Source organism: Streptomyces sp. PSU-S4-23 (assembly GCF_055632315.1).
Map to the genome: position 1 here is coordinate 7,266,877 of NZ_JBVMUU010000002.1, position 24,899 is coordinate 7,291,775.

The 24,899-nt window shown below is 67.5% G+C and carries 21 protein-coding genes and 2 pseudogenes; 15 read left to right on the forward strand and 8 right to left on the reverse strand.

The genetic code is table 11. From position 1 onward, the window contains the following. Positions 1-25 precede the first annotated feature (25 nt). From ACZ79I_RS32950 to ACZ79I_RS32975, 6 genes are all read left to right on the forward strand, one after another. Entirely contained in the window at positions 26-1,783 is a 1,758-nt protein-coding gene (locus ACZ79I_RS32950) for a hypothetical protein (protein ID WP_471502327.1), read from the forward strand. Positions 1,784-1,890: 107 nt separating this feature from the next. Beyond that, positions 1,891-3,369 carry an AlkA N-terminal domain-containing protein gene (locus ACZ79I_RS32955; RefSeq protein WP_471502329.1) on the forward strand — a complete coding sequence of 493 codons (1,479 nt, stop codon included), beginning with the start codon at positions 1,891-1,893 and terminating at the stop codon, positions 3,367-3,369. A gap of 9 nt (positions 3,370-3,378) precedes the next feature. After that, positions 3,379-3,861, forward strand: coding sequence for a methylated-DNA--[protein]-cysteine S-methyltransferase (locus ACZ79I_RS32960; RefSeq protein WP_471502331.1), 483 nt, complete (start codon positions 3,379-3,381; stop codon positions 3,859-3,861). 369 nt (positions 3,862-4,230) lie between these two features. Then, the gene (locus tag ACZ79I_RS32965) at positions 4,231-5,007 is read left to right on the forward strand and encodes a class I SAM-dependent methyltransferase (protein WP_471502333.1); all 777 of its coding nucleotides are present in this window, start codon (positions 4,231-4,233) and stop codon (positions 5,005-5,007) included. 105 nt (positions 5,008-5,112) lie between these two features. Continuing rightward, positions 5,113-5,817, forward strand: coding sequence for a pentapeptide repeat-containing protein (locus ACZ79I_RS32970; RefSeq protein WP_471502335.1), 705 nt, complete (start codon positions 5,113-5,115; stop codon positions 5,815-5,817). 2 nt (positions 5,818-5,819) lie between these two features. Continuing rightward, complete coding sequence (locus ACZ79I_RS32975) at positions 5,820-6,329, forward strand: hypothetical protein (RefSeq protein WP_471502337.1); 510 nt, start codon at positions 5,820-5,822, stop codon at positions 6,327-6,329. A gap of 101 nt (positions 6,330-6,430) precedes the next feature. Here ACZ79I_RS32975 and ACZ79I_RS32980 read toward each other — a convergent pair whose 3' ends face one another. Together ACZ79I_RS32980 and ACZ79I_RS32985 are read right to left on the reverse strand one after the other, a co-directional pair. After that, positions 6,431-7,126, reverse strand: coding sequence for an SIR2 family NAD-dependent protein deacylase (locus ACZ79I_RS32980; RefSeq protein WP_471502339.1), 696 nt, complete (start codon positions 7,124-7,126; stop codon positions 6,431-6,433). Positions 7,127-8,350: 1,224 nt separating this feature from the next. Further along, positions 8,351-8,590 (reverse strand): annotated as a pseudogene (locus ACZ79I_RS32985) (NAD-dependent deacetylase); the annotation flags it as partial. Between the two features lie 322 nt (positions 8,591-8,912). On the opposite strand from ACZ79I_RS32985, the gene ACZ79I_RS32990 reads away from it, so the two are divergent. After that, positions 8,913-10,538, forward strand: a complete 1,626-nt coding sequence (locus ACZ79I_RS32990) for a hypothetical protein (protein WP_471502341.1) — start codon at positions 8,913-8,915, stop codon at positions 10,536-10,538. Positions 10,539-10,843: 305 nt separating this feature from the next. Here the strand turns inward: ACZ79I_RS32990 and ACZ79I_RS32995 are convergent, their stop codons facing one another. Then, a complete protein-coding gene (locus ACZ79I_RS32995; RefSeq protein ID WP_471502343.1) occupies positions 10,844-12,271 on the reverse strand; it encodes a hypothetical protein in 1,428 nt (475 codons plus the stop codon). 245 nt (positions 12,272-12,516) lie between these two features. Between ACZ79I_RS32995 and ACZ79I_RS33000 the strand changes: the two genes are divergently transcribed. Further along, on the forward strand, positions 12,517-13,431 hold the full coding sequence (locus tag ACZ79I_RS33000; RefSeq protein WP_471502345.1) for an aminoglycoside phosphotransferase family protein: 915 nt from the start codon (positions 12,517-12,519) through the stop codon (positions 13,429-13,431). A gap of 3 nt (positions 13,432-13,434) precedes the next feature. On the opposite strand, the gene ACZ79I_RS33005 is transcribed toward ACZ79I_RS33000, so the two are convergent. Continuing rightward, complete coding sequence (locus tag ACZ79I_RS33005; RefSeq protein WP_471502347.1) at positions 13,435-14,814, reverse strand: sporulation protein; 1,380 nt, start codon at positions 14,812-14,814, stop codon at positions 13,435-13,437. A 212-nt stretch (positions 14,815-15,026) separates the two neighbouring features. Here ACZ79I_RS33005 and ACZ79I_RS33010 point away from each other — a divergent pair, with 212 nt between their 5' ends. Both ACZ79I_RS33010 and ACZ79I_RS33015 read left to right on the forward strand, forming a co-directional pair. Next, positions 15,027-15,584, forward strand: a complete 558-nt coding sequence (locus ACZ79I_RS33010) for an ATP-binding protein (protein WP_471502349.1) — start codon at positions 15,027-15,029, stop codon at positions 15,582-15,584. 314 nt (positions 15,585-15,898) lie between these two features. Then, the gene (locus ACZ79I_RS33015) at positions 15,899-16,204 is read left to right on the forward strand and encodes a hypothetical protein (RefSeq protein WP_471502351.1); all 306 of its coding nucleotides are present in this window, start codon (positions 15,899-15,901) and stop codon (positions 16,202-16,204) included. Between the two features lie 410 nt (positions 16,205-16,614). Here the strand turns inward: ACZ79I_RS33015 and ACZ79I_RS33020 are convergent, their stop codons facing one another. Beyond that, entirely contained in the window at positions 16,615-17,394 is a 780-nt protein-coding gene (locus ACZ79I_RS33020; RefSeq protein WP_471502353.1) for a GntR family transcriptional regulator, read from the reverse strand. 168 nt (positions 17,395-17,562) lie between these two features. Between ACZ79I_RS33020 and ACZ79I_RS33025 the strand changes: the two genes are divergently transcribed. From ACZ79I_RS33025 to ACZ79I_RS33040, 4 genes and pseudogenes are all read left to right on the forward strand, one after another. Then, entirely contained in the window at positions 17,563-17,910 is a 348-nt protein-coding gene (locus ACZ79I_RS33025) for an SCO3933 family regulatory protein (RefSeq protein ID WP_471502355.1), read from the forward strand. Beyond that, positions 17,910-19,211, forward strand: a complete 1,302-nt coding sequence (locus ACZ79I_RS33030) for an FtsK/SpoIIIE domain-containing protein (protein ID WP_471505352.1) — start codon at positions 17,910-17,912, stop codon at positions 19,209-19,211. The genes ACZ79I_RS33025 and ACZ79I_RS33030 overlap by 1 nt, the downstream gene beginning before the upstream one ends. Beyond that, positions 19,208-19,405: a hypothetical protein gene (locus ACZ79I_RS33035; protein WP_471502357.1), complete on the forward strand. Its 198-nt coding sequence runs from the start codon at positions 19,208-19,210 to the stop codon at positions 19,403-19,405. Before ACZ79I_RS33030 ends, ACZ79I_RS33035 begins: the two co-directional genes overlap by 4 nt. A gap of 300 nt (positions 19,406-19,705) precedes the next feature. Then, positions 19,706-20,122: pseudogene (locus ACZ79I_RS33040) on the forward strand (replication initiator); the annotation flags it as partial. A 383-nt stretch (positions 20,123-20,505) separates the two neighbouring features. On the opposite strand, the gene istB reads toward ACZ79I_RS33040, so the two are convergent. The 3 genes from istB to ACZ79I_RS33055 all read right to left on the reverse strand — a co-directional run bounded on the left by istB (position 20,506) and on the right by ACZ79I_RS33055 (position 23,676). Beyond that, positions 20,506-21,318: an IS21-like element helper ATPase IstB gene (gene istB / locus ACZ79I_RS33045; protein ID WP_471502359.1), complete on the reverse strand. Its 813-nt coding sequence runs from the start codon at positions 21,316-21,318 to the stop codon at positions 20,506-20,508. Then, positions 21,315-22,949: an IS21 family transposase gene (istA, locus tag ACZ79I_RS33050; RefSeq protein WP_471502361.1), complete on the reverse strand. Its 1,635-nt coding sequence runs from the start codon at positions 22,947-22,949 to the stop codon at positions 21,315-21,317. Before istA ends, istB begins: the two co-directional genes overlap by 4 nt. A gap of 166 nt (positions 22,950-23,115) precedes the next feature. Further along, a complete protein-coding gene (locus ACZ79I_RS33055; protein WP_471502363.1) occupies positions 23,116-23,676 on the reverse strand; it encodes a GNAT family N-acetyltransferase in 561 nt (186 codons plus the stop codon). A gap of 23 nt (positions 23,677-23,699) precedes the next feature. Here ACZ79I_RS33055 and ACZ79I_RS33060 point away from each other — a divergent pair, with 23 nt between their 5' ends. Continuing rightward, positions 23,700-24,776 carry a replication initiator gene (locus tag ACZ79I_RS33060; protein ID WP_471502365.1) on the forward strand — a complete coding sequence of 359 codons (1,077 nt, stop codon included), beginning with the start codon at positions 23,700-23,702 and terminating at the stop codon, positions 24,774-24,776. Positions 24,777-24,899 lie beyond the last annotated feature (123 nt).

Here is a 24,899-nt window from a genome sequence, read left to right on the forward strand (position 1 = left end):
CGCGCACCAAGGAGAGCAGACCGACATGACGACAGCTGCCGCGGTCGCCGGACGACCTCTTTCGGTCTGGTCACGCGACACCCGTTGGGGCACCTGGTACGCCCTGTGCCCGAAGCCGGCCGGCGCACGGCCGCTCGGCGCACTGCGGATCGACCGCGCCCTGCTCACGCCGGAGGGCGCACGCGAGCGGCTGGCGGCCGCGGTGCTCGCCGTGGACGAACTCCGGCTGCCCGGTGTGCTGGGCACGGTCGACCTCGTCGCGGAGGCCGGGGAGGTGTGGCTGATCACCGCCCGCCCGCCCGCTCCCACGCTCGCCGACATCCTGTCCGCCGACGGACCGCGACCGGACGCGGGCAGCGTGGCGAGCGTCCTCAACGAGACCGCGCAGACACTGCTCGCCCTGCACGCGGCCGGACTGGCGCATGGATCACTCGCCGCGGACACCGTGGTACTCGCCCCGGACGGCACCGCCCTGCTCGCCGAGCCGGCGCTGGCCGGCACGCTGGGCGACGCGCGCGCGGCATCCGCCCGGCACGACGACATCGCGGCGTGGGCCGCGCTCGCCCGGACGCTCGGCGACGCCTGGGCGGTGGCCGGCACACCGGCGGCGGACCTGTTCGCCCGCTGCTCCGGCACCGCCGGGTCCGAGGGCCTGGCCGCCGCGCGGGCGGTGCTCGTCGCCGGGCGCGAGGCGCTCCCCGCGGGCTTCCTGCGGCGCACCGCGCTGCGCGCGGCGGCAGCCACCGCCTTCCCGGACATCGCCCCGCCACCGGTGGAGGACACGCGGCCGGCGACGAGCACCGCACCCGCCTCGCGGGCCTCCCTTCCGGCGCCGGCGCCGTCCCCGTCCGGAGCCCCGGCAACGCCCTCGTCCTCGGCTTCCGTCCCGTCCCCATCCTCGGGGCCGTCCCCGGCCCCGAAGCCCGAGGCCGCGGTCCTGGGCCGGACCGGTGATCCGGGAGGCTCTGCAGCCCCGGACGAGCAGGTCACCGTCGCAGACGGGCGGGTCCCGGTCGCCGGCGGGCAGGGCAGGGCAGAGGACCGACGGGTCCCGGTCGCCGGCGGGCAGGGCACCTCAGTGGACGGGCGGGTCACCGGTCCGGGCGAGCAAGTCACCGGCCCGGGGCGGCGCGACCGCGGCCCGGGTCCTGGCGCCCCGGACGAGCAGGCGACCGTCCTGGGCAGGCGAAACCGCACGTCCGACGCGATGCGCGCTCCGGCCTCAGACGGGGACAGAGGCCGGGACGGCGACGGCGACGGGGAGATCCTGCTGCGCTTCGGACCCGGTGTCCCCGTCGACGAGCAGGAGACCCTCCACGCCACGTGGCAGGAGGCCACCCAGGCAACCGGCAGCCGCCGCCGACGACGACGCCGACGCGCATGGTTCGGGGTGACCGTGATCCTTACGGCCATCGCCGTCGTCCTCTGGCTGTCGCTGCTGCGCCCGACCGCAGGACCGGCCGTCACGGCCGCCGTCGTACAGGCGCCCACCCGGCAGCTGCACTGCGGCCAGACCGCCGACGTCATCGGCGTCATGACCACCGACGGCCGCGCCGGCCCGGTGACCTACCGCTGGCTGCGCAGCGACGGCCACGACACCGGTGAGCTCACCTACACGGCCGGCCGCGGCGACCGGACGGCCACCGTGCACCTCCGCTGGACGGTCCGGGGCCCCGGCCGCTTCCGGGGCACCGCCCGCCTCCAGGTCCTGCGCCCGCGCGGTACCGGCCGCGCGAGCGCCCCGATCGAGGCGGAGGGAACCATCCGGTACTCCTGCCCCTGAGCGGCGGCGCCGGGAGGCCCGGCGGTGATCCCGGTAACGGCTGGTCCGGCCACGTACATGTCGCATTCCCGCCAGCCCGGCCCCCTCCCATGCCCGATGCTGGAGCCATGCGGAACGGGATGCACCACGACAGGGAGCGTTGCCTGAGAGCCGTCCGGTCCAAGGACGCGCGCTTCGACGGCTGGTTCTTCACGGCGGTCCTGACCACGCGGATCTACTGCCGGCCCAGCTGCCCGGCCGTGCCGCCGAAGCCGGAGAACATGACGTTCCACCCGAGCGCGGCCGCCTGCCAGCAGGCCGGGTTCCGGGCCTGCAAGCGCTGCCGCCCCGACACCAGTCCCGGCTCCCCCGAGTGGAACCAGCGCGCCGACCTCGTCGCCCGCGCCATGCGGCTCATCGCCGACGGCGTCGTCGACCGCGAGGGCGTGCCGGGTCTCGCCGCCCGTCTCGGATACAGCACCCGCCAGATCGAGCGCCAGCTGTTCACCGAACTCGGCGCCGGACCCCTCGCACTCGCCCGGGCCCAGCGCGCCCAGACCGCCCGGCTGCTCATCGAGACGACCGCGCTGCCGATGGCCGAGATCGCGTTCGCGGCCGGGTTCTCCTCGATCCGCACCTTCAACGAGACCGTCCGTGAGGTCTTCGCGCTCTCCCCGAGCGAACTGCGCGACCGCCTGCCGCGGACGACGGCGATCGCCCCGGGGGTCCTGAGCCTGCGGCTGCCGTTCCGCGCCCCGCTCAACCCCGACAACCTCTTCGGCCACCTCGCCGCGACCGCCGTACCCGGCGTGGAGGAGTGGCGGGACGGCGCGTACCGGCGCACGCTGCGGCTGCCGTTCGGCCACGGAATCGTGGCGCTGACCCCGCAGGCCGACCACATCGCCTGCCGTCTCACCCTCAGCGACCTGCGCGACCTGCCCGTCGCCATCAGCCGCTGCCGCCGCATGCTCGACCTGGACGCGGATCCGGTCGCGGTCGACGACCAACTGCGCACGGATCCGGTGCTCGCGCCCCTGGTCGACAAGGCCCCCGGGCGCCGGGTGCCGCGCACCGTCGACGAGGCCGAGTTCGCCGTACGGGCCGTTCTGGGCCAGCAGGTCTCCACGGCCGCCGCCCGCACCCACGCAGGCCGCCTTGTCACCGCCCACGGCGAACCGGTCCACGACCCCGAAGGCGGCCTCACCCACCTGTTCCCCGCGCCCGAGGCACTCGCGGTGCTCGACCCGGCGACGCTGGCGATGCCGCGCACCCGCCGCACCACGTTCGCCACACTCGTCAGCCGGCTCGCCGACGGATCACTTCACCTGGGCATCGAGAGCGACTGGGAGGACGCCCGCGCCCGGCTGCTGTCCCTGCCCGGCTTCGGCCCCTGGACGGTCGATGTGATCGCCATGCGCGCGCTCGGCGATCCCGACGCGTTCCTGCCGACCGACCTCGGCATCCGGCGTGCCGCACAGGAACTGGGACTGCCGTCCACCCCGGCCGCGCTCACGGCGCGCGCGGCGGCCTGGCGGCCGTGGCGGGCGTACGCGGTCCAGTACCTGTGGGCGGCGGACGGTCACCCGATCAACTTCCTTCCCGTGTGAGGACGTTCCATGAAGCAGCACACCGTGATCGACAGCCCGTACGGCCCCCTGACCCTGGTCGCCACGGACGGCGTCCTGTCCGGTCTCTACATGGTGGCCCAGCGTCACCGCCCGCCCGAGGAGACCTTCGGCGAGCGCGACGACACGCCCTTCGACGAGGCGGCCGAGCAGCTGGCGGCCTATTTCGCAGGTGAGTTGAAGGAGTTCACCCTGGAACTGCGCCTGCAGGGCACGCCCTTCCAGCGCAGCGTCTGGGAACAGTTGCGCCTGATCCCCTACGGCGAGACCCGCTCGTACGGCGAACTCGCCGACGCCCTGGGCAATCCGGGCGCCTCGCGCGCGGTCGGCCTCGCCAACGGCAAGAACCCGATCGGCATCATCGTGCCCTGCCACCGCGTGGTGGGCGCGAACGGCGGCCTGACGGGCTACGGCGGCGGCCTGGACCGCAAGAAGCGCCTGCTGGACTTCGAGAGCGGCACGGCCCTCTGCTGAGCGCCGTGAGGGCGAGCCGAACCACCCGGACGGCCGAAACGAAGCCCAGCCGGGCCGGACGGCGGACGGCGTGCGGGCTGACGCGAGAGGGGGCGCGGGTTCCGCGCCGGTCCGGATCGGCGCACGGCCTTCTCGTGTCCGTCTCACCGCCTCCTCCGCGCAGGGGACGACTTGCGCGTCGCCCTCCCGTGTTCCACGCTGCACACGTCGGCCCGCATCAGCCGATCGGCCGATGGGGGATCGTCCGAACCGCCTCGGGACCGCGGCCCGCCGAGCAGGATCTGCCGCCCATGCACCGGGGCCCGCATCAGGACCGTGGGGTGCGGCGGTCGGCCGCCGCGTCCGTGCCAGCCGGGAAGGAAGAACCGCGTGCCGGCCAAGAACGTCAGCGCCAACCGCGCCGCCCTCGGGCACCGCATCGCCTACGCCCTGCGCCACCCGGAGCGGGTGCCGCGCCACGCGGCCCGCGCCGCCCGGGACATGTGGCTGCGTCACCGCTCGCCGGACCACATCTCCTACTACCGCGCCGTGATGCGGTCCGACACCCGCGCCGACCCGGACGCCGCCGTCGGCAGCCGCAGCCGTGAGCGGTGGCTGGCACTGGGGGCGATGCAGTTCGACTACCTGCTCGGCCACGGTCTGCTCCCGCGGCACCGCATGCTGGAGATCGGCTGCGGCAATCTGCGCGGCGGCTGGCGGTTCATCCGCCACCTGGAGCCGGGGCACTACTACGGCATCGACATCTCGCCCGACATCCTCTTCGCCGCGCACGACACGATCGTGGAGATGGGGCTGCAGAAACGGCTCCCCACCCTGACTCCCGTACGGGACCTGACGCTGCGCTTCCTGCCGGACGCCCACTTCGACGTGGTGCATGCGCACAGCGTCTTCTCGCACTCGCCGCTGCCAGTCATCGAGGAGTGCCTGGCCAACGTCGGCCGGGTGCTCGCACCGGGCGGCTGGTTCGACTTCACCTTCGACCGCACCGAGGGCGAGGAACACCACGTGCTGCGGGAGGACTTCTACTACCGCACCGAAACACTCCTCGCCCTGGCCCGGAACCACGGCCTTGCGGCCCGCTTCATGGAGGACTGGGAGGAACTGCCCCACGGCCAGTCCAAGATCCGCGTCACCCGCTCCCCGTAGCGCCGGGAGGCCGCCGCCGAGCACCTTGTATGGTCACGCGCGTGCGGACGCGACCCGGCTCGCCCGGGGCGTACCGCAGAACGCGACCTTGACAGTAGGGGTGGTATGGCGGCAAGTGACGTGCAGGTCTGGACTGGAATCGTCGGAACCTTCGCCACGGTCGGGGTCAGTGTTCTCGGGGTGCTGAACTTCCAGCGGAAGCGGGACAGGTCTGCAGCGGTCGGGGCGGCATTCAAAGACGTGGTGGAGTCCCTGGCGTCGGACAACGCGACGCAACAGATGGCGGCGGCGATCCTGATGCGCCGGTTCTTCGACAACAATTCAGAACAGGGCGCGGGCCGGACGCCCTACGCGAATGAGGCTGTCGCGGTGATTGCCGGACTGCTGCGGGAATCCGAAACGGGCCGGATCCAGAAAGTCCTCGCCGACGGCCTGCGATACGCACCCTCGCTCTCGCAGGCGGACCTGCAGGGGTGCAACTTGGTGCGCGCCTACCTCGGCGTCAGGGAGGGCGACAGGAAGGTCGTCGATCTCGCGAACGCCGACCTCTTCGAAGCCGATCTGACAGGTGCCTCTTTGAGGGGAGTCACGGCACCCGGCGCGGTCTTCTACCGCGCAACGCTTGTGAACACGGTCCTGGCCGATGCGGTCCTGACCGGCGCTGATTTCCGGGAGACTCGGTTAGCCGGCGCCAACTTCGACGGGGCGGAGCTCGTCGGTGCGCAGTTCTCGGGGGCCTACGACATTCCCGCACACATAGTCCCCCTGCTGGATTCGAACGGAAAAGTAGTGAGCGAAGAACCTGCATGAAGATGAGTGACACCGGCTTCGCCCGCGTCTTCCTCGGTGCGCCGTCCATCCTCACTCCTGATCAGCAGACGAAGCTGGGGCAATGGGTGGCCTGGCTCGAGCGCCAGTCCTTCCGGGTCGTCCGGCTAGGGCGGGACAGCCATGGCGAAGATCCGTGGCGCACACTGCCCCGCCTGCTGTCGCATGTCGACGGCGTGGTGCTGCTCGGATTCAGGCAACTCGACGCACGGGAGTCCGTCTGGCGGCCGGACACCGAAGAGGAGGCGCCGTCGTCGAGTTGGTGGACTTCTCCCTGGCTGCAACTGGAGGCTGGGATGGCGGTGGCGTCGACGCTACCGGTCCTCGTCGCGCCCGAGGCCGGAGTGGAGGAGGGCGTGTTCAACCCGGACGTCTGGAAGGGGCAGGTCAGCGGAACGGAGCTGAGCACGCCGGGAACGGCGACCGGCGACTGGCTGGGCGCGGTCCAGAAGCGCTGGGAACGCCGCGAAGGATCGGCACCCGGCCCGGCCTGACGTGCAGCCCGCGGACCGGCGACGGCGTGCGGTCACGACGACGGCTCGGTGACCCGCACCACCGAAGCCCCCTGGACCAGTACGACGGCAGGCGGGACCGTTCAGGAACCGGTCTCGCGGAGACCGCGCAGCAGCCCGGGCAGGGCGGTGCCGATGGGTTCGCGGATCACCTCGTCGGCCAGGTCGTCGTACGGTGTCGGTTCGGCGTTGACGATGACCAGCCGCGCGCCGTGGTCGGCGGCCACGCCCGCGAGCCCGGCGGCGGGCTGGACCTGGAGGCTGCTGCCGACGGCGATGAACACGGTGCACGCCTTGGTGATGGCGACGGCCTCGCCGAGGACGACGGGGTCGAGCCGTTCGCCGAACATCACCGTGGCCGACTTGAGGATCCCGCCGCACTCCAGGCATGGCGGGTCGTCCTCGCCGGCCTCGACACGGGCGAGCGCGTCCTCCATGGGTCCGCGCCGATGACAGCGTGTGCAGACGACGCTGCGGACCGTGCCGTGCAGTTCGAGCACCTTGCGGGCGGGCATCCCGGCGAGCTGGTGCAGCCCGTCGACGTTCTGCGTGATCACGCGCACGGCCACCCCGGACTGCTCCAGCTCGGCCAGGGCCCGGTGCGCGGCGTTCGGCTCGGCCGTCAGCGCCCGGTTCTCGCGCCGCATCTGCCATGAGCGCCGCCGGATCTCCGGATCGTCCATGTAGTACTGGTACGTCACGAGCTTCTCGGCCTCGGGATCCCGGCGCCACAGACCGTTGGGCCCGCGGTAGTCGGGGATCCCGGAATCGCAAGGCATGGGTAGATGTAACACAGACTGAACGGCTGTGTTGGGCCATCCTGCGCGGGTTCGATTGGGGAGTCTCGTCCCGGTAGTATGGGAACAGGCTGAGTTGAGAGGAGGCGCCGTGAGTTACTACACCAACTCTGCGGCGCTGTGGCCTTGGTGTAGGTCCGAGGTGTGCCCGGAAGCAGCTGGTGTCATTCATCTCGGGCATGGAACTGCACTCTCGCCGGTTAACCAGCGGCTCCTCGGCGGCGCGTACGTAGCGATGGCGGAGCCCTTGACTTGCTCAGCCTCGCCTTCCGTGCCAGTGATCTCGGTGATCACGGTCGGGCCTCTAGAGCTTGACTTCATGCAGGCATCGCCGAACGGTGCGGTCACTCGCGGCTTTGAGGCAGTGCGAGCTGCTTCGGTTCTGCATGAACTTGCGCATGCTGAGGCAGCTTTTGACAACACCACGCCTGCGGCTGATGGAGCGGACGAGGCCGTTGGAACCGCGGGCTTGGGGAAGTCACACTTTTTCTTGCGGTTGATGGCGCGAATGGCGCGTACGGGGTTCATGCGTCCTCTGCACGACGCGGCGGAAGTCGACCGTATCGTGCAGTCTGTGTTCAAGGCGGTGTACTCGTCGTGGATCTCCCCTCTTGAGTACCTGATCCGGCAGTTCCGAGAAACCCTAGGGCTCAACCGTGCCAGTAGCAGGAATCTGCGTGCTGCGCTACTACTTGTCGTTGGGCTCCGCTGTCTCGTCTTTGCCCTGCACCGTGATCGGCTTAACGCCGTTGGCTCCAAGGGGCGGGTCTATCTCCGTACGGCCCTGACAGGGTCCGGTACGCGCAACGCACCACCGGTGGACCGTACGGTGCGGAGGTCCGGGACGACCGGGACCCGAAACCTGCCGCCTATGCAACTCGCAGCGTGATCATGAATTCCTAGGCTGCGCCCGGTCCGCAGCTGAAGGAATGGTCATGGCATTTTGGGGTGCCGTCGGGCGCATCCTGGCAGATCCGGGACCAGCGTGGCTGGTGCTGGGATTGCTCGCCTGCTTCTTCTTGGCACTGGCACTAGTTATTGGCTGGGCGGTCTCTGTTGCCCTGTTCCGTGCTGAGCGTAAGGACATCGTGGACGTCCTTGAGGCCGGGGCTAATTGGTGGCCGTGGCGCCCGCGGAATCGCAACCGTCGGCGCTGAATGAGCCCGGGTCCGTCCTAAACTGGACGGGCCCGGGTTGCTACGGATCTTAGGCGTAGCCGCTGCCACTCAGGGTGCGCAGCAATCTGGGAAGCGCGGTGCCGATCGGTTCGCGGATGATCTCGTCGGCCCGTTCGTCGTACGGCGTCGGCTCGGCGTTGACGATGACGAGCCGTGCCCCGTGGTCGGCGGCGACGCCGGCGAGTCCTGCGGCCGGCTGCATCTGGAGGCTGCTGCCCACGGCGAAGAACACCTGGCACGCCTTGCTGATGGCGACGGCCTCGCCGAGGGACGACAGGGTCGCTCGAGTTCGGAGTTGATTCGCGGGTGAGTCGTTTGCTTATGAGGTCGATCCACGCGATGTGGATTATGGCTTCGGCGCCAGCGAGCACAACGATCCCTTATCGCGATTACGGCATGTAACATCGCGCCGATAAACGATTAATACTGCACGAACAGTGATCGAGATGGCAGCTGCTATCGCTAATGCTATCCGACTGCCGCAAGAAGTGCGTAGTGTAGGTAAGGGCAGAGCTAGGACCTGACCGACACCGCCCTGTGCGCTGAGAAAAAGAATTGCCGACGATGGGCGTTTGCCTTATAATATCGGAATGGACTTGCAGCAAGAGGACGTTAGGCAGCGGTTTACCTCCCTTGAGCGGGGTGCGTGGACGATCGTTTGTGACAGCTGGCACGATGATGACGCCAACGGCGGCATCTATTGCGCCTTTGCGTTACCTTCGGAACGAGGGCGCATCCTGAGTGATCCTGGATGGGACATTCAGAAGAGTGATTTCGGCCCCGGTTTCTCGAAGTATCGTGAGAACGGCGAGTGGGTAGCTACCTACTTTCAGGGTGGGATGGACGACGGTATCGAGCCGTTGGTCCTTCTTCGTGAGTACCACGGTGTGGTGCCGTCAACGCTTGAGTTGACCCAGCATTTTCGGTTGTATCACAATCTTTACTGGGACGATTTGACGTCTCAGTTCATGCAGCCGCATGACGACGGAACCTCGTCGGTTGCAGTCAAAGTCACAGGTAAAAAGGTGGAAGTGCGAACAAAACTTCTGCGGCAGTTCCAGGCTGCACGGCAGCTTGACCTCATTCTCTATATCGACTCAGTTAGGTACGGCGCAGAGGGAGCTGCTGTGCCTGAGCATGCTGATTGGGTAGCTGATGACTTGCGCGCCGGCCTGTACTCGGGCGACGGCATCATGGGACGTGATTTCACGCGCTACCTGGGCACTCGAGTAGTATCGCCGCCGCCTGTCGAAAAATGTGGTATTTGGCCGTACGAGGAAGAGGATACTTATTTTCCGGAGTTCATCATCGGTACCGATGATGACGGTGACGAAGTGCGCCACACATGCAACCCGGAAGCATTGGCGAACTATTTTGGAGCCAACCCTGACGCGCCGCACTATTTGACGCCGGTTTTCTTCCGTCGTGAGGTTTTGCAGAAGTATTACGACAAGCCAGAGCTTTATGAGGTGGCTGACGGGTACCTTCGCTGCGCTTCTCTGTGGGGTGTCCAGATTGACAACAGCGCCGAAGATCACGTGATGGTTTTTCTTGGTGACCTGGGTCGTGACCTGCCTCGCCAGGAACGCGATTATTGGCGGAGCTTCAACGTTCCGGCAGATGGCCGCCCGAGCGAAACCCTTATCCGTCGGGCCTTCTTCGCTCAGTTCACTGAGCCAGCGGCAGAAGACCTGCTTGTGAGGGCCAACTACGTGACGTTTGGGCGCGCATGGAGTGAGCGCTATGGGTGGGAATTCTTCCGTAAGCCTGAGGAGGCGGATGCCGGACTTTTGCAGCGTCTGCGTCTTCCCTTGAACGACTCCCAGGCGGAATTTGAGTCAAGCATCCGGATCATGACTCAGCTTTTTGTTGACGCGATCAACGAGAAGCAACTCCAGGCGCAGTTGCCGGATAAGATCGAGAACGAGAAAGGTATTTCGAAGCTCGAACGTTGGCTGAAGCTGGCGGGCTACCCGCACGTCGAGCGGGATGTCCAGTTTCTCCGTAACCTGCAAGAGGTCAGATCCAAGGCTACGGCGCACCGGAAAAGCAAGGAGTATCAGAAGATGCTCACGAAGGTGTTCGGTGACCTTCGAGGACCGGCAGCTGTCAAAACGCTTTTTGTGTCCGCATTGGCATTGTTGACTGGTCTTAGCGAGTGGCTTGCTGCGGCGGATGCAGAGCAGCAGACAGATGAAAACGAGTCGACAGACTGACCCAAGCCCTGACATGTTCCGCCCATGGAGGACATAGAGCGGAGGTTGAACGCCACGCTGGCGCCTGAGTAGGTAGCTACCGCCCCGGTACGGGCGGGCTGCTTCCTGTCTGCGTACGAACTCATCGAGCCGAGATCATCGAGCGTTCATGAGTTCTTCTGGTGTGGCTTCAATGAGGAATTCCCCTGCGAACTTCTCGCTGAAGTGAGGGGCGTCACCCACCGCCCACCTGACACGTCCGAGGGGGACGTGTGCGGCTCAGGAAGAGGCGGCGTTGCTCGGTCTCGACGCTCCGGAACCGTGCGTCACAATCGACGCCTGCGACCGTTACTCCCGGCCGATTTTTTCACTGTGCGACGCCCCCTGGCGACCCTCTTGCTTTGAGGAAGGGGAGGGAGGAAAATCGGCCTTCCAGCCCATGGGACCGGTGCGGAGTTTCCTGCCCATCCTTGGTGAACCGGATTCTGATAAGAACCCTGATATCCGATTGAGTGCAGAATTAGAAGTGTCACATATTGGAGGGTTAGGTGCCAAACGTCCTGCACCAATCCTTCATGGCGATAAATCTGATCTTCCTGGGTCTTCGGGTGAATAAGGCGATTCCGGATACGCGTGATGGAAGTGGGTCCGTCGAGCGTTCCTCGTGCATATCTAGCCAACGCTGGCAGGGTGGCCGAATCAATGTCAGTCGAGATCCTCGCCCCTTGCAGCAGATAACGCAAACGATCCTCGGCGTACCGGTCATCATAGTCCCTGGCGGTCATCCTATTTTGGAGAACGAGTTTCTCCCACGCCAGATATTCCAATGCAGGTACCGCGGCCAGGATTCTCTGTTCTACGAACCCGGCCTCAACGGATTGAACGGCTAGCACCATCTGATATCGCGTCATTCCAGGTCGATCACGATCGGCGAATGCTGGAACTGCCCGCTTGATCAACTCGGTGAGGTCGCCATGATCCCCTCTGTACAGCCATGCGGTGCCGATCGACCTAACCGGGTCACAGATGGGGCTGTGCCAACACTCCCACACGGTTTCCCCACCCGCGTTGAAGCCAACGGGCAGAATCGGAGCAACCCAGCGGCCGAACGCGAATGAGAAACTGACGCGTAGACACTCGATCAAATCCTTCACCTGGGCGGTGCTGAAATCAGCGCCATTCTCCCGACGAATTTCCATGACATGCGTGAGCAGGAACAGATGCTCCCGCTTCGATTCCTCTATCGCCTTGGCGTAGTCCCGTCGGATGTCCAGCGTCAAGATCCACCCCTCAACGTCGACTCGCCAGCGTCCCGAAGATCGCCACCCCCCGGTGGTGCCTGAATAGTCAAGGCCAATCGGCCCATCAATCCGTGGAAGGTTCATCCAGTGAATGATAACGCGATTGAGAGTTGAATTGGGCTGCTTATATTCTGTGGAATCCACCCAACCTTCGGATACTGCTTCTCGGTTGGTTACTTTCCATTCCCGTTGCTTAGCTCCAACCTGCCATGAGTGACCGTCCCGCTCGAACCGCAAATCAACAACGTCTCGGTCGATCTTTGAGAGGTCTTCATTTTCGTGCTGAATCTTCCAGCGAACTTCCGGGCCAGGCTGACACTTCAGTTCGATGACACCTTGTCGGCTGCCTGACCATGCGCCATTAATAGGGCCGCCATAAAGGCAGATAGGGGTACCGGGCTCATTGAAGGAATACACCGGCTCAAGGGGTGTTTCGCACTGCGCTTGCTTCATGACAGTTACTTCCTGCGCTGGACTGAGCCGCCCGTAAGGCAGCCGATCAGGTTATCTGAGGCCCAGCCTGGCGGCAAGGCCCGGTTCATGCCTGGAGGCGCCGTTGACTTTGCGGCTGCCTACCGCCGCCCTCGTCTCGGCTCTCCCTTGTCGATACGGTCGTTGTCGTGTCTGGCGTGCGTCGGGTTGGTCACCCGTGGGCGTGCGCTGGTTGATCGCGCGCGACTAGGGGAGCTGGTACGGGCATGGCGGTTGACGCTGCTCGATCGGAAGAGGGGTTCACGTCGGCCAGGGCTTGGCGGGTGTTGGCTGCCGCGTGCCGGGCTGCGGGGCTCGATGACAGAGGCGCGGAGTTGATCCGGCTCGGGGAAAATGCGCTGTTTCGGCTGGCGTCGGTGCCGGTGGTCGTGCGCGTGGCGCGGGGGGAGGAGTGGCTTCCCAAGGCTCACAAGGAAGTTGCTGTCTCACGCTGGCTGACCAGTGAGGGGTTCCCCGCGACTCGGGCCGTTGAGGACCTGGAGCAACCGCTCCTGGTCGACGGTCATCCGGTGACCTTCTGGCATCTCATCCTCTTGAGTGACCGCAAGGCAACCTACGGGGAGTTGGGCGGCATCCTGCGGGATCTGCACTCCATGACCGTTCCGGCCGGCCTCGACCTTCCGGCGCAACAGCCGTTCGACAAGTCGGCGCTGCGGCTGGAGCGGGCGCAGATCCCGGCGGACGACAAAGCCTTCCTGCGGAAGCGGGAGCGGGAGCTCCGGGACAAGTTCGCTGAGTTGCGGTTCGAGTCGCCCAAGGGGCCGGTCCATGGGGATGCCCATGTGCAGAACCTCATGGTGAACCACCAGGGGCAAGTGATCCTGATCGACTTCGAGTACTTCTGCTTCGATCACCCTGAGTGGGATCTCATGGTCACTGCTGTCGAGCATCACAGCCTCAGGTGGCAGACGGATGAGCAGTACGGCGACTTCGTACGGGCCTATGGGCGGGACCTGTACGACTGGCCTGGGTACGACACCCTGCGGGGGCTGCAAGAGTTCGGCATGACGACGTGGCTGATGCAGAACATCCGGGAGGATGCGGCGACGGCGGAGGAGTACCGGCGGCGTATCGAGGGGCTGCGGCATGACAATGCCCCGCGGAATTGGCGGCCGTGGTAGCGGCTACTCGTCGTCGTCCAGGCGGGCGAGTGCGTCTGTCACCTTCTCGTTGAACGCCACGACTGCTGGGTTCGCTGCATGTGCGCTGACCTCCCGCTGGAAGTCGGTGACGTAGCGCTGGAAGCGGGAGGACTGAAGGGACTCGCCGCCTTCGACTGCCAGGCTGGCGGTGGTGACGGCGGCCTCCAGCTCGCCGTTCAGCAGCTGGCTCTGGGCCAGGACCATGCGGCAGAAACCGAGGGTGCGGGCGTACTTCGGGTCGGTGCTGTCCACGGCGCGCTGGGCCTGCTCAACCGCTTCCCGGCGCATCTTGAGATCGCGGAAGCAGTGGCAGAGTTCGCCCATGAGCTCGGCTTCGTCGAAGTAGCTAAGCCATGCCGGGTCTTCGGCTGTGTCGGCGTGCTCGAAGTGGCGTTCCGCCTCGTTCATGGCCCGGCCGGCCGCGATGCGATCGCCCGCGTTGGACAGGGCGCGGGCCTCCATGGCCGAGCAGCTCGCCATGGCGCGCGGGGTGGCCCGGCCCTTGGCGCCCTCGACTGCGGCACGGGCCAGCTGGATGGCCTGAGCGTGGTTTCCCAGGTAGTTGGCCTGGTGGCTGAGGTTGCCGAGGATGCGCGCGCCGAACATGCGGTCGTCGACGACCTGGGACAGGCGCAGCGTTGACGTGAGATAGCGGTGGGCAAGGCGGTGGTTGCCGACGTCGTACGCGGTCCACGCGAGTAACTGCGAGATCTCGGCGGCGGCGCCGAACAGCGCGTTGCCCACCTTCTCGCTGTAGCTCGCGCTCAGTAAGGGCAGTACCTCGTAGCGGAAGTAGTGGCGTAACGCCCGGTGGCCGTGGCCACCGCCGTACTTGAAGTCCAGCTGCATGAACGTGGCGGCGGCATCCCTGATCGCGCGCACGTCGCGCATGCCGACACGTTGCTGTGCGGGCCGGTCCACCTCGATTCCGTCGGGGCGGGAGATCATCCACGACAGCACGGCGGAGCTGAGGTCGGCGTCCGCGATGATCAGTCGGTCTGAAGTGGCGGAGTCGGCGCGCTCCTGGGCAAGTCCGTCAAGCACGGACAGGGCCTCGGGGACCGTGGTCGGGTAGCCGGTCGGTTCCGGGGCGCTCGCGCTCGTCCTGGTGTGGTCGAAGAATCCGAGATCGCCCGGGGTGACGCGGCGCCCGAGTTTGGCCGAGAGAACGTCGGCCATCATCGCTGCCGTCTCCGGCTTGATGCCTGCGCCGTCACGCCATCGCTGCACGGATACGTGCGTGGTTCCGAGGCTGATGCCGCGCTGAGCGGCGGCGTCCTGCATGCGCTTGGCCAGGCCCTTGTTCGTGACCTGCGCTTCGGCCATAACGGCGATCAGTTGCGCGTTCGGCTCTCGGCTCATGCTCCCCTGCCAGCCCGAGAATGACGGCGAGTGTTCATCGTGTCACAGCAGGATCGCTCTGGGGGGTTCATTGGTGAACCCCCTTTGCCTTTGCCGGTGTTCACGTGAACCCCCTGGTGAACGCTCCCGGTCAGGCGCACATCCCCGTGTACTGGCTTGCGTGATGCAAGCGGTGCCATGAACGGGCCGTACGGGGCCCGGAGAGGGACGTGATGAAGGCAAGTAGAGCTGAACACGTGGCGAGTGAGCTGGAAGCGTTCGCCCACTGGTTCGCGGCGCCGGATCCGTCGAAGTCTGGGCGCTTCCTGACGTTCACGCTGTACGCGGAGTCGCCGAACACGGCGCGTGTGGCGCGTGACATGGCGGCGGTGTTCCTGGCGGATGTGGGCGCGGCTCAGATCGTGGCTGACGCCCGGCTGGCCGTCTCGGAACTGGTCGGGAACGTGGTGAACCACGCGGTGCCGGAGCCGGGGCTGTCCCGGCCGGGCGGCGCTCGGCGCATCGACCTGACGTTCAAGGTCTGGCCGAAGTGGGCGTTCATCGGCGTTGCGGACGAGGACTCGTCGCCTCCTCTTCTCCCCCTGGGTGAGGCGTTCTCGCCCGGTCTCGCGGGGGAGCTGGTGGAAGCGGTCCTGCCGGACAGCGGCCGTGGGCTGCTGATCGTTCAGCGGCTGGCCTCGGCGGTCTGGTGGACGCCGGAGGAGCGGGGCGGCAAGACGGTCTGGTGCCGCTTCGACCTCGACGAGATGCGGGCCGACTCCTCGGCCTGACATGCCCCGGGCCGCCGTACACGGTTGCACTCCTACGCGATCAGGAGTGAGCGGCGGCCCGGTTACGGCTGGAGCCTGACCTCTTCGGCCAAGAGGCGCGGCCCCTCTCCGGGGCTCCCCGTTCACCTCCGGGTGAGGGGCCGCGCTTCACAACCCCATACCGAGACCGGGCCACCCCATCAGCCCTGGAAAGCGAAGGGTGGCCCGGCTGGGAACACGGCGGTTCCCGGTGCCTGATGGTACCGGGGCCGTCGTGCTGCATTTCGGCCCTGGTCCAAGGAAGTTGACGATCCGTTACCTAGATCAGGGCAGAGGTGGGCAAGGTGACTGGCTCGGATGAGAGCTGGCTGAGCGACAGTGTTGACGTGCCGGGCGCGGGCTCCGGTCTCTGGGTGTCCGGTGTCGACTACATCACGGGGTGGCGTGAGGCCAGGGAGGCTGCGGACCGTCTGAACCGGGCGCTCCTGGGCGCGGGCTTCGAGCTGTCCGCCGTGCGGGCCGTCGCCTCGACGAACGAGGACGGGCGCGGAGTCGTGCGGCTGGCGGCCTGGCCGGACGACGTCGACCGGCTGGCTCGGCTTCTGGAGGGGCACGCAGAGGGCCACGGTGGTGCGCTGTGAGTGGTCTTTTCGCTGGTGAGCGCCGCGCGTGGGCACGTCGCCGACCGCAGAGACTTTGGGCTGGAGCTGCCATGGGGCGAGTGAACAGGGGGCCTTACGCTCGCCCGGCGAATCGGGCAGGTGGTGCACCTGCCCGCGGTTGTGCCCGATTGGCCCCCTGTTCTTCGAGGCTCGCCCCATGGTGGCTGCCTAAAGTCTCGGAGGCCGTCGACCACCAGCCCACCACGCCCTGGCCCTCGACGGCCGGTCGTCGCCTGGACTCCTCGGGCGTGCTCCAGCGCGGGGCGTCCGGCGACCGGACGGGACCGGCGGCCACGCCGCACGCCCGGCCGGGGCGGCCGGGCGCCCCGGCGCGCCGCAGGCGCGCCCTTGAGGAAGTGAAGACTGTTTCGACCGATGCCGCCTGCCGGTCAGGCGCGGGCGCGTCGTGCGGGCTGTTTGTCGGCGGTGATCCGGTAGGCGAGTTCGGCGCGGTCGGCACCGACGCGGAGTTCTTCGAGGATCAGGGGCCGGTCGTCGGTGTCGTGGGTGACGCGGGCAAGGTGAAGGATCGGGGTCGCGTCCGGGAGTTGGAGCGTGGCGCGCTCGTCGGGCAGCGGCATGCGGGCGCGTACGGTCTCGGACCAGGTCAGCTTGTGGCCGTCGTCGGTGAGGAGACGGTAGAACGCTGCCGGACGCATGCCCGGCTCCTCGGCGAGTGCGGGAACGGCCTCGGCGACGGCGAAGGGGATCAGCGTGCGGTGCATCGCGCGGGTGCCCGTGCTCGGGTCGATCAGCAGCCGATCGCACCCGAACAGCGCTTCCTCCTCGCCGAGTTGGAGGAGTCGGCCGGTGGTCTTGGTGGTGTGGGTGCGGTAGGTGCTCGGTTCCTCGGCCTCCTGCCAGACGTCACCGTTGGGCATGACGAACTTGCCGTCGGCGGTGCGGCTGATGCGGCGCTCGATCGTGAGCGCGGGCTGGCCGTCGGAGCGTACGAAGCTGCCCTTGCCGTGCCGGACGTCGATCAGTCCTTCCGCGCGCAGTGCCGCGATGGCGTTGCGGACGGTGGGGCGGGACACCTGGTAGCGGTTCATGAGCTGGGCCTCGGACGGCAGCAGCGTGTCGGGGGCGAACTCGCCCGACAGGATCGCTTCGCGGATGGCGGCGGCCACCTGCTGGTAGAGGGCTCCGGGGCGCTGGATCTCCGACATCTCTGCATCTCCGACGGGTCGGGGTCGTAGGCACGTCGCACACGCGACATCACTCGTCAGCATAAGTAGTTGCACTCTCGCCGTACAGAGCTCCATAGTCGTCACTCGTTAGGACAAGTGACGTCGGAATATGTTCGGCGTCCTGAGTGGCCAAGGAGGCCAAGGAACATGCAGTCCATTCCCGTGGACACGGCGCGGCTGGGCGTACTGCGGTGCGCCATCGCGCCCGAAGCGAAGATCAGCAACTCCGAGACACAGGAGGTGAAGAGGGACCGGGAGGGCAATCCGGTCTGGACGGTGGCGGTCACCGTGCGGCAGGACAGGCGGCGTATCTCCGTGATCGAGATCGCCGTGAGCGGCCAGCCGCAGGGCATCGAGGAAGGGCAGATCGTCCGGGTGACCGGGCTGACGGCGTTCATGTGGTCGATGGGCGACCGGCACGGCGTCAGCTTCCGCGCCGACGCCATCACGCCCGTGCAGACGGGCCCCGCGCAGCGCAAGGGCGGTGACGCGTGATGGAGCCGTACCTCATCGCGTTCGCGCTGGCCGTGCTCGCGTGGATGCTCGTCGTCGGTGACCTGGTGCGGCGGCATCGTCCGGCCTGGCACTGGTACGTCGTCGGCTACCCGGTCACCGCGTGCCGGGTGCTGTTCACCTGGCGCCGGGTCGCCGTGCTCAACGACCTGGCGGTGTCCCGGCTCCCGGCCCGCACCCTGGTCGGGCACCTGATGGTCAAGGGTGATCCGGTGCGGCCGGCGGCTCCGCGGATCTCGTTCCCGCGCGCCACCCCCATGGGGCTGACCGTGATCGTGCGGTTGCACGCGGGCCAGACCCCGGCGACGTACATGCAGGCGGCCGATGCGCTGGTGCATGCGTGGAAGGTGCATGCGGTGCGGGTGACCTCGCCGGAACGCGGCCTGGTCCTGCTGACCGCGATGGCCAGTGATCCGCTTCAGCGGCCTGGGTTAGCCACCGCACCCGCCGAGCTGCTCTCGGCTCTGATCGGCGCGCTGGAGACCGGCGGGGCGTGGGTGATGAACCTGCGCCTGGTCCCGCACTGGCTCATCACCGGGGCCACCCGGTCGGGCAAGTCGACGCTGCTGGCCCGGCTGATCACCCAGCTCGCCCAACAACCCGTCGCCCTGATCGGCATCGACTGCAAGGGCGGCATGGAACTGGGCCTGTTCGCCGACCGGTTGAGCGCGCTGGCGACCTGCCGCAGGGAAGCGGTCGCCGTGCTCTCCGCACTCGTGGTCGACATACAGGACCGGATGAGCGCGTGCCGGTCGGCGGGAGTCCGCTCGATCTGGGAGCTCCCCGACAAACTCCGCCCGGTGCCGGTCGTCGTGATCGTCGACGAGATCGCGGAGCTGTACCTGTCAGACGGCACCCGCGACAGCAAGGCCGAGGCCGAACAGTGCTCCACGCTGCTGCTGCGCATAGGGCAGCTCGGCGCCGCGCTCGGCCTGCACCTGATCGTCGCCGGCCAACGCGTCGGCTCCGACCTCGGCCCCGGCGTCACCGCCCTGCGCGCCCAACTCGGCGGCCGCATCTGCCACCGGGTCAACGACCCCGGCACGGCAGAGATGACCCTCGGCGACCTCAACAAGGACGCCGTGGCCGTCGCCCAGTCGATCACAGCGGCGGAACGCGGCGTGGCCGTCTGCACCGGACCGGACGGCGGCTGGAGCCGCGCCCGCTCCCACCTCACCCCCACCGAAGAGGCCATGGCAACGGCCCGCAAGTACTCCGGCACGACCCCGGAACTGCCCCTCGTCGGCCGCGCGCTCGCCGCGCTGGAAGGAGAGACCAAGTGATCAGCGAAGGTACGGCGTTCACGTTCGCGGTGATCTTCGGGATCATCACCGTCCTCCTCATCCGCTCCCGCGACGTACGCGCCTGGGAAGCAGTCTGCGTCGGACTCTTCGGCCTCTACCTCGGCCAGACACCCGTGTTCTTCACCGTCCACGAACTCGTCACCTGGTTCATCAGCGGCTTCTCCCACACCTGAGCAGAGAGGACACCAACCATGCCCATGCCTCGCGTGAGGTGCCCCCACTGCAAGGGCGACGGAGCACGTAAGACCTGGACCGGACGACTGCGGCGCTGCCGCGTCTGCCGGGGCACCGGAACCATCCGCTGACCAAGCACCACTCCCAACCGACCCGCGAAGGGAGCGATCCCCCATGACTCACCGCGCACCACTCACCATCACCCGTGCCGCTGCGGCGGCCCACCTGGGAAGGTCACCCCCATCACCCCGGAGTTCACCCCGGCTGACAGGCGCGCCGTCCTCGACCGCGCGGCGCGCCTGCGTCAGCTCTCCGAATCAGACCGCGACGCAATCCACCTCGCCCAAGACCCCAACTTCGCCCGCTGGCTGGAGCAGATCACCGCGACAGGCGGCTGCGCCCACCCCATCCACCTCTCCGGCTCGACCACAACGCTCGACGCCACGACCGGCGAGATCCTCCACCACTACGACACCCGCACCGAACCCGGCGAACGGCTCCTCGTCCGCTGCCGCAACCGGCGCGCCACCATCTGTCCCGTATGTTCCCGCCTCCACGCCGGGGACACCTTCCACCTCGTCCGGTCGGGCCTCCTCGGAGGCAAGGGCATCCCGGCATCGGTCCGCAACCGGCCTCGCCTCTTCGTCACCCTGACCGCCCCATCCTTCGGCCCGGTACACCGCGCCGGCGAACTGTGCCGTCCTCGGCGGGCTGGCGGCATGTCTGTAAGCACTTGTTTTGGCTCCAGTGCACGGAGTTGTTTTGGCCCCAGCGGCGGGTCGCAGGGGGCGTGTGGCGGTGTGATTCACGCCCCTGTAGCAAGGTGATTTGGCCCCACTTCGATCGGGTGGTTCCGCTGGCCGGGGTGGGGGGTGTTGACGGTAGTTTTGAAGCCTCGGTGGACCTCCGCCAGCGCGCCCCCGACAGGTGCGTGGAGGGTTGCCGACCCGGCTCGACTCAGGTCGCGGACCGCCCGGTGACCGCGGCGACTGGACGAGAACGGGCGATGGTGCGGCCGGCACTGGGACACGACGGTCGGGCCCGAAACGGCTGCGGCCGGCCTCCCGCAAGGGAGGCCGGCCGCAGTTGTCGGTGCAGGTCAGCGACGGCGCTTCTTCTGACTCTGCGCGAACCGGTAGGACTGGGTGCCGGTCTCGACGATATGCGCGTTGAAGGTGACCCGGTCGACGATCGCCGTGCAGAGACGGGGATCGGTGAAGGTCTGCTTCCACTCCGAGAACGGAGCGTTCGAGGCGATCGCAATGGCCCGCCGTTCCTCCCGCTCGGTGAAGATCTGGAATAGTAGTTTGGCGCCGGCCTTGTCCAGGTCGAGGTAGCCGAATTCGTCCAGACAGAGCAGGTCAACGCGGCCGTAGCGTGCGATGGTACGGGTCAGCTTCTTCTCGTCCGCAGCTTCCGCGAGCTCGTTGACCAGGTTGACCGTGGTCGTGTAGCGGACGCGGAGACCGGCCTCGGCCATGGCCGTGCCGATCCCGATCAGCAGGTGGGACTTGCCGGTGCCGGAGTCGCCGATCAGGCAGAGCGGCTGTCCGGCCTTGACCCAGGACGGGTCCGACAGAGTGCCGACGATTTCCGGGGTGACGTTGGGGTTCTCCGCGTAGTCGAAGTCCTCCAGCCGCTTGGGTCGTGGGAAGTTGGCGTCCCTGACCAGCCGTTGCTTGCGCCGTTCCTCCCGCTCGCCGCACTCGGCTTCCAGCAGGTCGGCGAGGAAGTCTTTGTAGCTGGACCGCTGCCGCATGGCATCAGCGGCCATCTCCTGGACCCTGCTGCGGATCGTGGGCAGGTGCAGGGCCCGGCAGGCTTCGTCGATGGCCGTGTCCACGGCCTCCTCCGGTCCCATGTCCCGGCGGGGCGGAGGAACCAGGGCGGCCGTGGTGGCGGTCGTGCTCATGCGGTGCCTTTCGGTTGACGTGTCAGGAGCTGGTCGTAGTGGGCGACGGTCGGCAGCGGCCGGTTGTCCTCTGGTAGCTGGGCCCGGCGGGCCGTGAGCGAGACCACTCCGCTGGGTTCGGCCCAGGGCGGCGTCTCGCCCTCGTCGTCCAGGTCCTCAGGCGGTGGCGGGGCCAGCGCGGCGGCTCTGCGTGCCTCGACGGCCACCACGTCGGCGGTGATGGCGCCAGCCCGGATCGCGGCGGCCATGCCCTGCTCGACAGCTGTCGCGGGCATCCGCCGGTGCAGCAGCAGGACCTCGATCAGTGCCCTCGTCCCGGCCGCGTCGCCGTGGGCGGCCCGGGCTGCGGCCCAGAACGCTTCGTGGACTTCGGTGAACGAGCCGTTCTGCCGGGCGGTGACCAGCGCGGTCGAACCGGCCATCGCTCCGGGCTTGGCCAGGAGAATCTCCAGGTAGTGGTCGAGTTCGTCACGGAAGTCGCCCCGGCGGGTCAGCCTCGGGTGCCGGGCGACGACCTCCCGCCGTTCGAAGACGAGGAGTTCATTGCCCCGCAGCAGCACCCGCACGTTCTGGCCGATGAAGCGGGCCGGCACCGAGTAGTGGCACTGCCGAACGGTGATCCGGCTGCTCCGGTCGACCTTCGGCGTCATGGTGATACCGCACTCGAACTCCTCCAACGGCAGCGGCGCCAGCTGGTCCGCCTCGGTGAAGAAGTTGAAGCCGACAGTGGTCAGCCTGCCCGCGAGGATCCGTTCGTCCTCGCCCGCGTCGATCTCGGCGATCTTCGCGTTCAGCTCCTCCAGCGTGGCGACCTCGGGAACCGGGACCAGGTGGGTGCGACGGAAACGGCCGCCCTCGTGCTCGACCCCGCCCTTCTCGTGGGCGCCGTCCTCGCCAGGAATGCAGTAGAAGGCGTCGAAGCCGTAGTGGGCCCGGAAGGACACCCACCGCTCGGACTCGATGCGGCTGCGGCCGGTGCAGATGCGATTGACCGCCGGTTTCAGATTGTCGTAGCGGATGTGCTTGGTCGGCACTCCGCCCAGGACGTTGAACGCCTCGACGTGCCCTTCCATGAAGGACTCCTGGGCCTGCGAGGCATAGACGCGGTGGACGGCCTTGCCGGAATACGACAGTCGCAGCGTGAACAGGTGGCACTTGACGACCTGGCCCGCCAGGCGGACCCAGACGTCGGCGAAGTCGACCTCGGCTTCCTCCCCGGGCAGGTGGACCTGCGGGACCATGCCCGTCAGGTGCCGGCGGCCCTCCAGCACCTCAGCCTCGATCTGCGGGCGCCTGGCCAGCACGTAGTCGCAGACCGTGGAGTACGACACCAGGTCGAAGTCGCACTCCTGGGCAAGGCGCTGATGGATCCGGCGGGCTGTGTGCTTCTGCTTGCGCGGCGCACTCGCGTCTTCCCGCAGCATCGCGTCGATCCACGGCTTGGCCGGGTCCAAGACAGTGACCCGCGGTGCTGGCTTCTTCCGCGGCGGCGGAACAGCAGACAGAAGAGCCTGCCTCACCGTCCGGCGATGCACTCCGTACTTCTCCGCCAGAACCCGTTGCGACAGTTCCGGATCAAGACGCTTGTCCCTCCGGATCGCAGCGAACAGCTCCGTCCGCGACAAACCCATCCCGGCCTCCCGACATGACCGTGATCAAGCAACACGGCCTCCGACATGACCGTGATCGACGCACAAACCCTGCCGTCGCCGGGCGGACGGAGCAGCGCATTCACTCCAAAGAGGGCAGGTCGTCGGTAGGCTGCCGCAGCCTCACTCTGCTCCGGAGGCCCAGCGTTCACTCAAGTTCGCTCATCGAGTGCAGCTCCGCAAACTCGTCGGCAAGTATGCCCATGACGACGAGATCATGGTGTCGGCTGGCAAAGAACACGTGATCGCGCAGGCGCCCCTCCTCGGCGAAGCCAAGACGGCGATGCAGTGCCAGCGATGCCTCGTTGTGCGCGAAGATCCGCGCCTCGCACTTGTGGTAGCGCCGCTCGGCGAACATGAACCGCAGCAGCATCACCACGGCTTCTGCCGCGTAGCCCTTGCGCCGGCGCCCAGCACCCATCGTGATGCCGTACTCGAACCGCCCCGCCCGCGGATCTGCGTAGTGGGAGCCGACAGTCCCGACGATCTGCCCCGTGTCCACGGCTTCGACGGCCAACGTGAAGCAGTCACCATCGGACTTCGCGACGGCCTGTTCCTTCGCCCAGGCCCGGAACCCCTCGGCAGACCGAGGCGGATGCAGCAGGTCTCCCGACCGCTCCTCATCGACGGCGAAGCCCACGAACGCCGTCCAGTCCTCGGGCTCGATACCGCGCAGACGTACCCGCTTACCAGTCCAGAACGAAGTCATCCCCTATTCGATCACGCCGCCAGATGCGATGCACAGGCCCTCCTGACCCTGGCCTGAACTGCCTTGTCATACCGGTGGAGCCAGATCAACTTCGTACGTCATGGAGCCACGAAACGCTGGTGCGCTGGTGCCCAAAGAAGTGCTTACAAACAGGCGGCACCTGCGAGCACGGACGCCCCCTCGGCTGCGGCACGGTCCACAACCCGGACGATCGCCTCGTCGGCCAACCGCTGTGCCCCGACTGTTACGACTACACCGCCCACGTGCTCTGGCACGCACACGCCTCCAAGCTGTGGGACCGGTTCGTCATCGACGTACGACGCCGCCTCGCCACCTCCGCCGGCCTCGTACAGTCCCGCTTCGCCCAGTACGCCCGTCTCTCCTTCGCCCGCGTCGCGGAGTACCAGAAGCGTGCGGCCGTCCACGTACACGCTGTCGTCCGCCTCGACGGTCCGGCAGGCTCCGACGACGAACCCCCCGCCTGGGGCACCGCAGAACTACTCATCGCTGCCGTACGAGCATCCGCCCGGCGCGTCCAGGTCCACACCCCCTTCAGCCGCGCCGTCGGCGAACTGGCCCTCCGCTGGGGGTACCAGACCGATGTTCGTCCACTGCGAGCCGACGGAGACGGCCCCGACGATGACGCGGTCGCTGCGTACGTCGCGAAGTACGTCACCAAAGGGGCAAGCGAGACCGGAGTTGGCCTCGACCGTGTGCTGACTTCCTGGACTGACATCGAGATAGCTCCCGTCAGCGACCACGTCCGCACCCTCATGCGAGCTTGCTGGCGTCTTGGTGGCCTTCCCGAATACGAGGCTCTCCGCCTCCGCGCCTGGACCCACACCCTCGGATACCGGGGCCACATCCTCACCAAATCCCGCGCCTACTCCACCACCTACGCAGCACTCCGCGCCGAACGGGCCCACCACATGGGTCATACCGAGATGGCCGAAGTGATCACGGAAAGGAACTGGCGTTATGTCGGTTCCGGGCACACACCCGGTGCCGCACTCATCGCTGCCGGAATCGCCGACAACCTTGCTCAGTTGCGCGAAGTCACGCGGGAAAGTGCTCGGCAGTACGGGGAGGCGGACCACTGACGGCGGGACGTGAGAGCACAGAAGCCGCCGGGTGGGCGTGGGCCAGAGAACACGCGCAAAAGGCCCCCAAGTGGTCGGATACCCGGTGGCGGCAAGTGAATGCGATCCTCGGTCTTGAGGTGA